We start from the raw sequence: 13,497 nt of genomic DNA, 5'->3' as shown, positions 1-13,497 counted from the left end.
CTCAGCCCGGCTCGAGCGCCTCCGACACCGCCAGATAGGCCTCGACCGGCTCGATACCCGGCAACGCATGCTGAACCGGCTCTTCGCTATCGTCCGACTCGGGATAGTGAGCGACACAGGTTTCATCCGGCAACGGTGGCCCTACCAGCGGCTCGGCCACCTCCACATCCGGCACCAGGTCGGTAAGGTCCTCCTTGTACTCATGCTCGGTGGCACCCTTGACCAGATCTTCGGTGATAACCAGCTCGGCGCCGCTCGCCGTCATCGGCGTACCGGCATGGAAGGGCGCCACCGGCATCGGTGCCGGACGCACGCTACGCCGCCAGGCGAAGAACAGCACCAAACCGATGCCCAGCGCCCCGAAACTCCAGAACAGACCGGCATCCCCCAGCTTCCCCAGCACCGGCGAGATCAGCGGCGGGCTGAGCGCCGAGCCGATCGCGTTGATCAGCAACAGGCCCTGGCTCATGCGCACCAGGGCGCCCGCCGGCGCGCGGTCGGCCGCATGACCCAGCGCGACCGGATAGAACGAGAACACCCCACCACCGAGCAGGAACAGCAGCCCGGCCAGGCCCCAGCTATTCAGCGGCAGCCAGAGCACCGCCGCCGAGATCAGGGTGCAGAAAACGGAGATCAGAATCAGCACCAGCTGTCGGTCGTGGCGGTCGGACCAGCGCCCCACGGGATATTGCAGCACCATCGCGCCGAGTATCACCACTGCCATCATCTGACCGACGCGGTCGACCGAGAAGCCGGCGCGCTGCAGGTAAAGCGGCAACAGGGCGTAAACCCCCGCCACGATCAACCCGGAACCGAAGCTACCCATGACGCCGGTGGGGGTCAGCATGACCAGACGCAACGGCGAGAGCGGCTCGGCCTTCTCGATCATCGGCGTGAACTGAGGGATCATCGCCATGGGCAGCACCGACAGCGAGGCCAGCATCCCGATCACCATAAACGACGACGCCCCGCCCATGGCCTCGGTGACACCCAGCAATAACTGTCCAAGCACGCCTGCCGCGTAGAGCGAGATCATGTAGAGGGCGAGCAGCCGGCCACGCACCCGTGCATCCCCCGAGGCCAGCAGCCAGCTCTCGATCACCAGATAGACGCCCACCGTGGCCCAGCCACCGATCAGGCGCAGGAAGAACCAGGCCCAGGGAGACTCCACCAGACCCTGTAGGATCACGGTAACCGCCACCAGCGAGGCGAAGCTGCCATAGGAACGGATATGACCGATACGCAGCAGCATGCGGTCATTCAACATGGCCCCAAACGCCAGACCGATGAAGTAGGCCGCCGACACCCAGCCGATCACCGCCGCCGACTCACCCGCGGCATCCAGACGCAGCGTGATCACCGTGGCCAGAAAGCCGTTACCGATACCGAGAATAAAGAGCCCCAACAAGGGCGCGAGGGCCAAAGCCAGCAGTTGCCGCGACATTGATGCATGCCTCGTACAGGAAGGAGGGTAGGGGTAGGAGCCGGGTGGCACTCAAGGCACAAGCGGCCTTGTAGCGGATGTTATATCACGCCCACGACATGCTGAGCGCGCGAATCATACGCCCGGTGCGGGGCACTGCCAATGGCTTTGTGGCCCACACTTTGTGGCCCTGACACGCCCTTGCGTCGGGACTAGCCAGAGCCGACCGATGCCGGGTGCCACTCACGCGTAAAACGCTCGCCCCGGGGCTGCTGCTGAGAGCCACCTGAGCGCCGAGTTACACCGCTTCGGCAGGCGGCGTCTTGCCTTCTGCTTTCTTGCCTCCTGACTGTCCTTACTGTTTGATCTCCACTTCGACGAAGGCAAAAGGCGCCTCGCCATCGTTGATGACGTTATGCTCGGTGCCCTCGACTCGTCTATAACAAACACCCGCCTCGAGGGTAACCTCGCGCTCCCCCTCGGGGGTTTCCAGCCGCATCAGGCCGTCGGTCAACGGGATGATCACATAGTCATGTTCATGGCGATGCCAGCCCGTCTCCGACCCGGGTGGAAAGTCCCAACGGGTCACGATCACCTGACTGTCGTCGATTTGAAGCTGGCTCACGGCCTGTGCTCTCTGCATGGCAGGACTTGCCTCCTTTTCTGTTAGCGCTTTCTGTTAGCGGTGAACGACTGGCTACCGCAGGTGCCGCGCGTATCGGATGAATTCAGGAACTACACCGCTGACTTTCACCCCATGCGATCCCGCAGTTCGCTGGCGGAATAGCCGAACCGCCTGCGAAACGCGCGGCTGAACTGCGACTGTTCCGAGAATCCCCAGCGGTAGGCCACCTCACCGATATTGACCCCCAGGGGGAGCGACTCGAGCTCGCGATGCGCGGCCTCCAGCCGCTGGGCGCGTATCCACTCGGCGGCCGTATACCCGGACCCGGCAAAGAGCTTGTGCAGATAGCGCAGGGAGATGCCGCAGAAACGGGCAATACGCGCGGGTGACAGCTCGGGGTCACCCAGATTGGCCGAGATATAGCGCTCGATCCGCATCAGGTGGGCGGTCTTCAGATGCGACTGGTCGCTGTTCAGCACCCGCTCATCCTGCTCCAGCACCATCGACAGCATGCTCAGAGCCTGTTCGAACAGGCGGCTCTGATCCTCAACGCTGCACTCGTTCACATGCAGTGAGCAGATCTTCAGGAATTCGACGAAGGCACAGCCGATGCCCTCCTGGGCGGAGAAGCAGTGCTGCGAATAGCGTTCCGGGCGCCGAATGCGGGATTTCATCGACTCCTCGGGCACCTTGAAGACCCACATATCATTGTGCGCCGCGTAGCCGAACCGATAGGGCGCGTCGCCCTGTTCGACGATGAAGTGGCCCGGTGGGCAGTTCAGGTTTCTTCCATGCTGGGAAAAGAACACCTGGGCCCGCAGCGGGATCGTTACCAGAAACGAGGCCTGGCTATCCTCGGCAATCTGCGAGCGCGAGCGGGAGTACTCGGCCCTGTCGGAGGTGAGGCGCGACAGGGAGTAGTCACTACCCGCCGCCTTCCAGACCTTCAGCGACCCCTGGAAGGCATCCTCCTTATGGCCACCGTAGCTCAGGGTCAATGGAAAGTAGGTGTCGGAAATGATCTGCGTCCAGCGTTCCTGGGAGTTGGAGCTCAACCGTGTGTCGGGCCTTGTGCCCCCACCGCCCCTTGCCGGCCTTGTGGTTCCAGGAAAATCAGTGGTTCTCGGTAAACCGGCAGCTCCTGGCAACTCGGCGGATTCTGGCATTGTCGTCGTTGTATTCATGCCACTCCTCTCTGACTGTTCACGCGCCGTATCTAGGCGTGTCGCAACGAAGGCGAGACTCCGGAGGCCCGGCCCGAACTGATCGGGCCAGGGTCCTACCGAAGTCTCGCCGTTCACCTTCGCGATCGCAATATCACGTCCAGAAGCTGGATGAGCGCTTGGCCAGCGAGTCACGATACTGTTGCGTCGACGTCTCCAGCAACTCACCGGTGCCCCAGTCCAGCACCACGCCGTAGCGACGAATCACGTCCAGGACATTTAGCTCGCCATCTCGATACTGTTTGGCGACGTCCTCGGGTGGGGTCTGCAACCACTCCCGCCGATTCGCCCGGATCCACTCGCGAGCCCTGGCGGTGCGCTCGGTGTCGATCACATAGTCATCGACATCGGGGTCGTTGACCTGGATCACCACGCCATAGTCGCACTCGGCGCGCTCGACGGATACGTAGCCATCGATCACATCATCCAACACCGCTTGTGCATCGCGCTCCAGCGGGTCACCGAAGCCACCGCCACCCGCCGAGGGTCGCGTGAAGGTGTCTCCGGAGCGTACCGTCACGTTCGAGAAGGTGGCCCCCAGGTATTTCTCATCCGGCGTTCCCTTGTTGATCCACACCCCATGCGGGACGGAGGGCAACCCGCCATTCACCCCCCAGGTCACCGAACGGCCGCGGTCACAGCAGTAGCTCATCACCGTCTTGTCGACCTGGGTCAGCTTGCCTCCCTTCTCGACTCCACAGCCCCCGCGGAAGCGGCCCGGACCGGCAGAGTCCATGCTGATCTCGTGACACATGGTCAGCACGGGGTTCAGCCTCTCCTGCCCTTCCACCGGCTGAACCGCCAGCCCGGTGCCGAACACCGGCGAGGTGGCCGATGAGCCATCCTTGGTCTGACGGCCGCCCCAGCCGCCGGCCATCCAGTCATACCACATGAAGTAGTCGCCGCTGCCGGTGCGTCCATCATTACCGCCGATCAGCAGGTACTCCAGGTTGAAGGCACAGGCCATGGCACGCTCCGGCATGACCCCGCTCCACAGCTCGAAGATACCGTTCATGACCTTCTCGTAGGGGCCGGAGCAGAAGCCGGTGACCGCATGAGGCCAGCCCGCGTTCACCACGCTGCCCTCTTCACCGATATTGGCCGTCACCGCGCGATAGAAGCCGGAGTTGAGCGGAACATCGGGGAAGAAGGTCTTGGTACCCGCGTAGATGGCGGAGTGGGTCGTGCCATAGCTGGAGTTGAGAAAGGTGGAGACCGCAGGCGCCGAACCCGACAGGTCATAGTGGATGCCGTTGCCATCCAGCGTCAGCTTGATGCGAATCGGCACCATCCCCTCACCCAGCGCAGGGTCGGCATCGATATAGTCGACCGTCTCCCACTCGCCCTTGGGCATTCCCGCCAGACTCTTGAGAACGACCCGCTCGACATAGTCCTGGGTCTCCTGCATGGCCGCCACCACGGTGGCCTTGGAGTACTTGTCGACCAGACGCAGGACCTCACGCTCACAGACCGCCGTGGCTTCTGCCTGGGCCTGCAGATCCCCCAGGGCCTGGGCCGGGGCGCGGGTGTTGGAGACCAGCAGCTGGGCGATATCGTGCAGGAACACGCCCTCGCGCCAGACACGCACCGGCGTGATGCGAAGCCCCTCGCTGAAGTGGGTGCTGGCGTTGACGTCGAAGGAGCCCGGCACGCTGCCGCCGATATCCGCCCAGTGCCCCTTGTTCTGGGCAAAGCCGATGATCTCACCCTCGGAAAAGATCGGGCGAATGAAGCTGACATCGTTGAGATGGGTGCCGCCACGATAGGGGTCGTTGATGGCGAAGACATCACCGGGGTAAATATCGCCGGCAAACTCCTCGAGCACCGCCTTGCACTGGAAGTGCAGGGTGCCGACGTGCACCGCGATGTCGCCGCTGCCCTGCATGACCGTATTGCCCTCGGCATCGCACAGCGCGGAGGAGAAGTCGCGCGAGTAGATGACGAACGAGTAACAGGTGCGCAGGATCTGCTCGCTCATCAGGTCGACACTGGTCGCGAAGGCGTTCTTGAGGACTTCGAAGGTAACCGGATCGAGAGCGTTGTCCTTGTAGGTATGTGCCATGATCATGCCTTCTCTCCCGACTGAATCAGTTGAATGCGAATATTCTTCCACTCATCGATCGACGCCACCGTATCGGGCGGTACCACGGTGGTGGAGTCCAGTTGGTCGATGATGGCGGGACCGGAGAACTCGAAGCCTACCGGCAGGGTTGTCCGATCGTAGACCGGCGTCCGGTGCCACTGCCCCTCGAAGTAGACCTCGCGGTGTGCATGCGGCTCTGCCTGGGCACCCGGCTGACGCTCGCTGCGCGGAAACTCGGGCTTCGGCGTCTTGCCCACGGCACGCAGGTGAAGCTGGTAGATCTCGACGGGAAGCGCATTCTGGCGGAAGGAGAACTGCCGCTCATGCTCCTGGTGGAACATCTCGATGGCATCCTCGAGTGACGCTTCGCCGCTACCCATCGCCACCTGCAGGGAGCGCCACTGTCCCTGATAGCGCATGGAGATGCCACGCTGCAGGACCACATCGGCGTCGGCGACGCCCTCGTGGCGCAGCCTGTCCACCGCTTCGTCCTCCAGTGACCGGAACTGGCGCTCGAGGTCTTCCAGGTCGGCACTCTCCGCCGCCGCGGTGTACATCATCGAGAGGTCGTGCTGGATATCGACCAGCAGACACCCCATCGCCGAGGTCACCCCGGGATTGGGGGGCACGATCACCGCCGGGATGCCCAGCTCCTTGGCCACCTCGGCACCGTGAAGGGCACCGGCACCACCGAAGGCGATCAGGGCGAAGTCACGCGGATCCAGGCCACGGCGGATCGATACCAGCCGCACCGCATCGGCCATGTTGGCATTCGCCACCTTGATGACCGCCTGTGCCGCCTCGGCCGTGTCCAACGACAGCGGCTGGCCGACACGCTCTTCGATGACCTGGGTCGCCCTGTCCCGGTTCAGCTCGAGTGCGCCGCCGGCAAGCACGGTGCCCAGACGGTTCAGCGCCAGGTTGGCATCGGTATTGGTAGGCTCCGTGCCGCCACGCTCATAGCAGGCCGGACCCGGGTCGGCCCCCGCAGACTGCGGGCCATTGCGCAGGGCCCCGGCGATGTCGATATGCGCCAGCGAGCCCCCGCCGGCGCCAACGGTCAGTACCTCGATGCTCGGAAACACGATGGGGTGCCCATACTCCACTCCCCACTGCTTGGTCACGCGCAGCTCACCATCATGGATCAGCGAGATATCGGTAGAGGTGCCCCCCATATCCAGCCCGACGGCATTCTGATAACCGCACTGTTCGGCGATATGCTTGGCGGCGATCGCCCCCGCGGCGATACCGGAGGCCGCCAGACGCACCGGGAAGTGCTTCGCCATGGCCGGCGTCATCGAGCCACCACCGGAGTGCAGCAGCAGCAGGTCGTTATCGTAGCCACCCGCGCTCAACTCATCGTCGAGCTGCTTGACGTAGTCCGACACCAGCGGACCCAGCACCGTATTCGCCACCGCGGTATTGAAGCGGTCATGCTCGAATATCTCGGGCAGGATATCCGATGACGTCGAGACGCTCGCCTCGGGAATCTCCTCCTCGAGGATCTCCCGCATGCGCTTCTCGTTCTCGGCATTGGCATAGGAATTGATGAAGCACACCGCTACCGTGGTGGCACCACGCCGCTTGAGCTTGCGAGCCAGGATGCGGGCCTCCTCCTCATCCAGCGGGGTCACGACTTCACCGGCGTAGTCGACGCGCTCGGTCACCTCGAAACGGTCGCGACGGCGGATGTAGGGGCCACTCACATCCTCGTAGGCATCCCACAGATTGTCCTTGGTGCCGTCACGAATCTCGATCACATCGCGAAAGCCCTTGGTGGTGACCAGTGCCGCCTTGGGGAAGCGACGGGTGATCAGCGCATTGGTGGCAACGGTGGTGCCGTGGAAGAACAGATCCACGTTCGAAAGATCGATCTCGCCACGCCGCACCCCGTCGATCACGGCCTGCTTGGGGTTACTTGGCGTAGAGGGAACCTTGGTGACGCGGAACGCCTGAGTCTCTTCATTATAAATACAGACGTCGGTAAAGGTTCCGCCGGCATCGACGGCGACTCTTAACTTGGACATAACCATTCCTCTATTGTTATTACTGCTGACTAACCTGAATTATATTTATGCTCTTATAAAGGGCGGTTTCTTTTAGCACTGAATTCATGAGCGTCACAATCAGCCCCACTTATCTGCATTTCTGAACTGAGCGCGGCTTCCTGGAATTGGCACTATCATCTTGAATCAAGCGCCATAAATGGCATGAAGACATAACACTTATATAAATATATATTTATTTAAAAAAATAATATTTCTTTATTAGCTGCTCCACTCCAACGACTCATCGGTACCCACACACCTTAGGCAGAAAGCCATGGGAAGCGTTTGTCTCAGGGTGCACTGTCGGTTGGCATGGCGTGCACTTCGGCCACCCATGCCATAAAGGGGGCGGCCACAGTGACAAGCGGAAATTGCCGGGGGATTCACTACGAATACGCTAATGATTAATCAGCGAATAAAAAAACCAACGCGACTGACATTACCCCCGGAACCCTTCAGCTTGGGCCAGGTGTGATACGCCGGGCGCGACGTCAATAGCGAAGGCGAACGTCAGCGACGCTGCAGCAACACCACATCGGCGGCGGGAAACTCGATACTCAGTTCGAGCTCGTCGGCCAGCCAGCGAAAGGTGGCCTCGCTGAAGAAACTCACATGGGTGGGGTCGAGGATATAGTGCCAGCACGTGAAGGCGGCATGGTCGGTGACCCGCTTGGTCATCATCCCGAGCCAGCCACCGGGCCGTAAGCGCTCCACCAGCCGCGCAAGCTCTTTGCCGGGTGAGAACAGGTGCTCGGCCACCTCGGTGGCGGTAATGAAATCGTAGGTGTGCTCGAGCACCGACGGGTCGTGCGCATAGAAGGGGTCATAGATCGCCATGGGGTGACCGGCCTCCTCGAACATCACCGATAGCGTCGGTCCCGGGCCGGCACCGAAGTCGAGCCCACGAGCTCCCGGTTCGAGCCTGGCATGCAGGGGCTCGAACAGCCGCGCCAGGAAGCGCCGATAACCGGGGTCATCCGGCGAGTTTCGGTGCTGGTCGTATACCGCCCTCTCCTCCTCGGGGGCAAGCCGAAAGGCCGGTGGCACGAAGACCAGCGTGCAGCGCTCACAGCGGTGGTAGTCGCGCCGCGCATCGCGGTGATAGAAGGCGGTATCCGCGGATGCGCATAGCGGGCAGGTCGGCATCATCGTATCCTCTGGGGCAACACCCCTATTCTCCAAGGAGAGACGAATGCTGTCAGGTCTGGACCATCTGGTCATCACCGTGACCGATATTTCCCGTGCGGTCGACTTCTACTCCCGGGTGCTGGGGCTGGAGGTGCGCTACCGCGATCGCGAACGCGTCGACCTGATCCTCGGCGACATGGCGCTGCGCCTGCACTGGACGGCCACCGATATCGAGCCCCGCGCCGGCACCCCCACGCCCGGCAGCCTGGATCTCTGCCTGCGCAGTCTGCTGCCGCTGGATGAGGTGGCCCGACACCTGCAGGCACTCGACGTGGAGATCGAGCTGGGGCCGGTACAGCGTCAGGGCGCCACCGGCCAGATCGAGTCGCTCTACCTGCGTGACCCGGACGGCAACCTGCTGGAGATCAGCCGCCCGCTGCGCAGCACTCCAGAAACCGACGACGCCCCCTGATTCCACCGACGGTGGCATTGCGGCCCTCGCCGGGTATCATGTCGACATCAATTTCCATAAAGAACCAGGACGTTAGCCCCGCCATGAGCGACAACCTGCAGCGTGAAAACCCGCACAGCGAGAACATCGTCATCGAGAGTCCCGAGCCGGTCGACACGACGCTCCCCATGGTCATCTATGCCCTCTATCTGGCGAGCATCATCACCGGCGGCCTGACCGCCCTGGTCGGCGTGGTCATTGCCTATGTCTATCGCGGCAAGGGCCCCGAGTGGCTCGAGCGTCACTACCGCTACCAGATTCGCACCTTCTGGATCGGCCTGCTCTACTTCTGCCTGGCCGGCGTACTGATGTTCGTGCTGATCGGCTTTGTCCTCTGGCTGGTGGCCGTGGTGTGGCTGGTGATTCGCTGCGTCAAGGGCTTCAAGGGGCTCCAGGAGAAGCGCTCTCCCGACAATGTGGACACCTGGCTGGTGTAACCCATGGCCAAGGCTCCTTCTCGTACAGGCACTCTTGTCAGCACTCTCCAGGCCCGCGCCATCGAGAGAGTGTGGCGAACGCTCGCTGGTCGGCGCCTGACCACGCTATGGCGGCTCGCGCGCCTGGTCGGCCCGCTGGTGCATCGCTTCAGCCGCCGCGAGCGTGACGTCACCGAGGCGAATTTGGCCCACGTCTATCCCGAGAGCAGCCCCACCGAACGGCACCGCCTCGCCCGCGAGAGCCTGATCCACTCCTCCGCCACCATGCTCGAGATCGGCTTCGCCTGGATGGGCAAGCCAGAGCGTATCGAGACGTCTCTGCTGGCCGTTCACGGTCGTGAGCTGCTCGACGAGGCGCGTGCCGGGGGGCGCGGAGTCATCGTGCTGGCCCCTCATTTCGGCAACTGGGAGGTGCTCAACTTCTGGCTCTCCAGCCACTTCCCCTTCACCGCCATGTACGAGCCGCCCAAGCTCGGCGAGCTCGACGCCGTGACCCGGGCCGGCCGCGAGCGCATGGGGGCAAGCCTGGTGCCAACCAACCCGCGTGGCGTGGCGGCTCTGCTCAAGGCACTGAAGCGCAGCGAGGCGATCGGCATCCTTCCTGATCAGGAACCGAGCTGGGGCAGCGGCGTCTTCGCCCCCTTCTTCGATCGGCTGGCCTATACCGCCACCCTGCTCCCCAAGCTCGTCGCCCGCACCGAGGCCCGTGTGGTCACCGGTGTGGCACGCCGTATCCCCGGCCAAGGCTTCGAGATCCACTTCCTGGCGGCCGATGAGCGCGTCTACTCACCCGACGAGATCGAGTCCGCCACCGGGGTCAACGCCTGCGTCGAAGCCGCCATCGCCCTGGATCCGGCCCAGTACCAGTGGGAGTACAAGCGCTACCGCAAGGTGATACAGGAGCAGGAGGGGCACCCCGAGCACCGGCGCTTCCGGATCTACTAACGCGGCTACCGCGGCTTGTGCCCGGGAGGAGCCATGTCACTACGATTTCACTACGACGTACGTCATCCATGACCCGCGCCAGGCCACTCAAGGCACTGCTATGGCTCGGGTTGACTCCGGTAGTGCTCTACGGCATCTACCTCATCGCGGCCAACGCCCTTCTCGCCAGTGCCTGGGGCCGTGCTCAGTTCGATCATGCACCGCGGCTGACGGTAGAGTGGCAGCACGCCTGGACGGTGGTTCCCGGCCGAGTCGAAGTCACCCAGCTACGCTTGTCCGGCAGTGCCGCCGAGCGTGACGTGACCCTGGCGGCCGAGCGCGCCACCCTGAACCTTGCGCTCGTCCCCCTGCTCCACCGAGAGATCAGGGTTCACGTTCTGGAAGCCGAGAGGGTCCGCCACGCCAGCCTCGACGCCTACCGCCTGGCGGGCAAGGGCACGCTGCGGCTGGCAGGAGTCCACTGGCACGCCGGCGAGATAGGCGCCGATAGCATCGCGCTGGCACTGGAAGACGGGATCATCCGACACGGCGACAGGGTACTGGCGCAAGCCGTGGCGCTGAATGCCGAGCTTCGCCTGGCCCCGCTGATCCTGGCCGAGCATCCCGGCGGCGAGGCGACACGCTTTCTCTCCGGCACCCTCGCCCTGGCCGGGCGCAGCGACGCCTATGATGTCTTCAGCCCCTATCTCGCCGCGCTGGACTGGCTGGCGATCGACGGTAGCGGCGACCTGACGGGTAACATCGCCATCGAGCGCGGCGAAGTGCTACCGGGCAGCCGTCTGCGTCTGAACTCACCTCGCCTGAGCGTGCGGCTCGACGAGCGCCACTGGCTGGAAGGCGGATCCCGCTATCGGATCGAAGGTAGCGGGGCCATCGAGGCCGAGGTGGCACAACGGGCTCGCCTGACTCTCGAGCTCGACCAGGTGGTGATGTCCGAGGCGATGACCGACACCGCCTCACAACGGCCTGTGATCGGCGGTGATGGGTTCCGCCTGACCCTCGAGACCCCCGTGCTGCGCCTGGATGCGCCACCGGATACGCTGCAGCGCGCGGAACTGCAGTGGCGCAACGTCGAGGCGCAGGATGTTGCCAGCTTCGATCACTACCTTCCCGCGCCGGTGCCGCTAACGCTGCTGGGGGGCTCGGCACGGCTAGAGGGAAATCTGACGTATGCCGACCAGCGCCTCACCGGCGGATTGGACCTGACGGGCGACGCCATATCGGTCCGTCTCGGCGAGCAGCCCCTGCGCGGCCGGCTGGACCTGCATCTGCCCATCGTCGAGCTCGACATTGGAGAGGACAGTGTGGACGTTTCCGGCACGCGCCTACATCTCGAGGCCGCCGCCTCGAGTGAGGAGGCGCCACTCTCCGCCCTGCTCGAGCTACCTGTCGCCCGCTTCCGGTCGCCGCTGAACTGGCGAAAACTCGATGACGGCGCCCAGGCAGACGCCGAGAGCGAGCTTGCCACCCGCGTCGAGGTCGAGTGGCGGGATGCGCGCTTCCCCGACGTGGCGGTGCTAGATGGCTATCTGCCGTCGTCGTCTCCGCTGCGACTCCATGGCGGTCGAGCCAGCAGCGACGGTCGGCTGCTGTTCGCCGGGGAGCGCGCTCAGGGACGAGTCACCCTGAGCGGGGATGCCATCGAAGGCCGCCTGCTGCAGGAGGCCTTCAACGGCGAGCTGGATCTGACCCTGGAGCTGCGCGACCTCCACCCCGCCAGCCAGCGCCTGGACCTCTCCGGCAGCCGCCTGACCGTCAAGGCATCGACGAACAGTGCCGAACCTGTGCAGACTCAGCTGGTGGCCCGCCAAGCAAGGCTCCAGGGCGGCCGCGACTGGCCCGGCAGCGATACGCCGGCCAGGCCTCTCTCTGGCACGCTACGCCTGGACGGCCTGCTCGACCGACTCGACTTTATCAACGCCTTTCTGCCCGCAGAACATGGCGTGACCATCCAGGGCGGCGGACGCCTGAGCACCGACCTGCGCTTCGCCGACGGCGATATCGTCGCCGGCAGCGAGCTCAGGCTTCACTCCGACCGGCTGGCGACTCGCTTTCTGCACTACGAGGCTTTCGGTGACGGCTCGCTGATCCTTACGACCACTGACCCCGGAGCAGAGCTTCATCTGTCGATGCCTCGTTTCGGCCTGCGTCGCCAGGCGGACGCAGGCGCCCTGATCGAGGGGCGGCTGCTGGAGATTCGCAGCCAGGCACGCCATCTCGATATGTCCCAGGGGCTGAGCGAGCTGAATACGCGCATCGAGATCCCCTATCTCGTGGCACCGGATCTCGCCGCGTTCAACGACTATCTGCCCCCGGGTAGTACCCTCGAGCTGCTCGCCGGTCAGGCGCGCCTCGCCCTTCAGCTGCAGCTCGAGGGCATGCGTGCCCAGGGCCGGCTGGAGCTGCATGCACCGGAGGCTCGACTCGCCGTGCATAAGCAGACCCTGGATGGCACCCTGCATCTGGATACCCGACTCACCGACGGCCATCTGGACACTCTCGACTTCGATATCTCCGGCTCACGGCTCAGCCTGGACGGCGTGCGTCTGACCGATGCCGCCGGCAACCTCAGCCGCGGCTGGTGGGCACGGCTCACCCTCCCCGAGGGACGCCTGCGCTGGGAGACGCCGCTGACCCTCGACGCCAGACTGGAGCTGGCCATGCGCGACAGCGGCCTGCTGGTGAATCTACTCGTCGACGCCGCCCGAGAGCGACGCTGGCTGCGCAAACGCCTCACCCTCGGCGAGGTGCAGGGCGAGGCACGCGTTATCCTCGGCGACAACAGCGTGCGGTTGGAGAACCTCGACGTGCGGGGCGGCGATCGCCTGGAGCTTTTGGCCAACCTGGCCCTGCGCGATTCACGGCTCGTCGGCCGCGCCTTCGCCCGCTACGGGCCGCTGCGGCTAGGCATCGGCATCGACGATGGCGGGCGTCGCTGGCAGCTGCGCAACGCCCGGGCGTGGTACGCCAGTGGCCGGCCGGCCAGCGAGCTGGTACTGCCCGAGAGCGAGACATGGTTCGACAGCCTACGCCTCGAGACCGACTGAGCCGGGCGACTGGAAAGCGGCGGGCGA

General features: G+C 64.1%; 10 protein-coding genes. 4 read left to right on the top strand and 6 right to left on the bottom strand.

The window, feature by feature from the left end:
• Position 1: 1 nt before the first annotated feature.
• The 6 genes from E0702_RS02170 to E0702_RS02145 all read right to left on the bottom strand — a co-directional run bounded on the left by E0702_RS02170 (position 2) and on the right by E0702_RS02145 (position 8,551).
• Positions 2-1,444 (bottom strand): MFS transporter, encoded by a 1,443-nt coding sequence (locus E0702_RS02170; RefSeq protein ID WP_132041332.1) that lies wholly within the window; start codon positions 1,442-1,444, stop codon positions 2-4.
• Between the two features lie 334 nt (positions 1,445-1,778).
• Entirely contained in the window at positions 1,779-2,048 is a 270-nt protein-coding gene (locus E0702_RS02165; RefSeq protein ID WP_306766896.1) for a cupin domain-containing protein, read from the bottom strand.
• Positions 2,049-2,173: 125 nt separating this feature from the next.
• Complete coding sequence (locus E0702_RS02160; RefSeq protein ID WP_205741859.1) at positions 2,174-3,103, bottom strand: helix-turn-helix domain-containing protein; 930 nt, start codon at positions 3,101-3,103, stop codon at positions 2,174-2,176.
• Between the two features lie 262 nt (positions 3,104-3,365).
• On the bottom strand, positions 3,366-5,339 hold the full coding sequence (locus E0702_RS02155) for a hydantoinase B/oxoprolinase family protein (protein ID WP_205741858.1): 1,974 nt from the start codon (positions 5,337-5,339) through the stop codon (positions 3,366-3,368).
• Positions 5,336-7,381 carry a hydantoinase/oxoprolinase family protein gene (locus tag E0702_RS02150; RefSeq protein ID WP_132041330.1) on the bottom strand — a complete coding sequence of 682 codons (2,046 nt, stop codon included), beginning with the start codon at positions 7,379-7,381 and terminating at the stop codon, positions 5,336-5,338. Before E0702_RS02150 ends, E0702_RS02155 begins: the two co-directional genes overlap by 4 nt.
• 531 nt (positions 7,382-7,912) lie before the next feature.
• Positions 7,913-8,551: a class I SAM-dependent methyltransferase gene (locus tag E0702_RS02145; RefSeq protein ID WP_132041329.1), complete on the bottom strand. Its 639-nt coding sequence runs from the start codon at positions 8,549-8,551 to the stop codon at positions 7,913-7,915.
• Positions 8,552-8,594: 43 nt separating this feature from the next.
• Here E0702_RS02145 and E0702_RS02140 point away from each other — a divergent pair, with 43 nt between their 5' ends.
• The 4 genes from E0702_RS02140 to E0702_RS02125 all read left to right on the top strand — a co-directional run bounded on the left by E0702_RS02140 (position 8,595) and on the right by E0702_RS02125 (position 13,470).
• A complete protein-coding gene (locus E0702_RS02140; protein ID WP_132041328.1) occupies positions 8,595-9,002 on the top strand; it encodes a VOC family protein in 408 nt (135 codons plus the stop codon).
• Positions 9,003-9,085: 83 nt separating this feature from the next.
• Complete coding sequence (locus tag E0702_RS02135) at positions 9,086-9,478, top strand: DUF4870 family protein (protein WP_132041327.1); 393 nt, start codon at positions 9,086-9,088, stop codon at positions 9,476-9,478.
• Between the two features lie 3 nt (positions 9,479-9,481).
• The gene (locus tag E0702_RS02130) at positions 9,482-10,423 is read left to right on the top strand and encodes a lysophospholipid acyltransferase family protein (protein ID WP_132041326.1); all 942 of its coding nucleotides are present in this window, start codon (positions 9,482-9,484) and stop codon (positions 10,421-10,423) included.
• 68 nt (positions 10,424-10,491) lie between these two features.
• A complete protein-coding gene (locus E0702_RS02125) occupies positions 10,492-13,470 on the top strand; it encodes a hypothetical protein (RefSeq protein ID WP_132041325.1) in 2,979 nt (992 codons plus the stop codon).
• Positions 13,471-13,497: the final 27 nt, after the last annotated feature.

Source organism: Halomonas marinisediminis, from assembly GCF_004347715.1.
Classification (GTDB): Bacteria; Pseudomonadota; Gammaproteobacteria; order Pseudomonadales; family Halomonadaceae; genus Halomonas; species Halomonas icarae.
The sequence above is the reverse complement of the archived record's forward strand: the minus strand, read 5'-3'. Positions and strand labels throughout refer to the sequence as shown.

Coding starts and splice junctions, on each gene's coding strand:
- E0702_RS02155 (WP_205741858.1), bottom strand. CDS start 5,339: ATGATCATGGCACATACCTACAAGGACAACGCTCTCGATCCGGTTACC.
- E0702_RS02145 (WP_132041329.1), bottom strand. CDS start 8,551: ATGATGCCGACCTGCCCGCTATGCGCATCCGCGGATACCGCCTTCTAT.
- E0702_RS02130 (WP_132041326.1), top strand. CDS start 9,482: ATGGCCAAGGCTCCTTCTCGTACAGGCACTCTTGTCAGCACTCTCCAG.
- E0702_RS02140 (WP_132041328.1), top strand. CDS start 8,595: ATGCTGTCAGGTCTGGACCATCTGGTCATCACCGTGACCGATATTTCC.
- E0702_RS02135 (WP_132041327.1), top strand. CDS start 9,086: ATGAGCGACAACCTGCAGCGTGAAAACCCGCACAGCGAGAACATCGTC.
- E0702_RS02125 (WP_132041325.1), top strand. CDS start 10,492: ATGACCCGCGCCAGGCCACTCAAGGCACTGCTATGGCTCGGGTTGACT.
- E0702_RS02150 (WP_132041330.1), bottom strand. CDS start 7,381: ATGTCCAAGTTAAGAGTCGCCGTCGATGCCGGCGGAACCTTTACCGAC.
- E0702_RS02170 (WP_132041332.1), bottom strand. CDS start 1,444: ATGTCGCGGCAACTGCTGGCTTTGGCCCTCGCGCCCTTGTTGGGGCTC.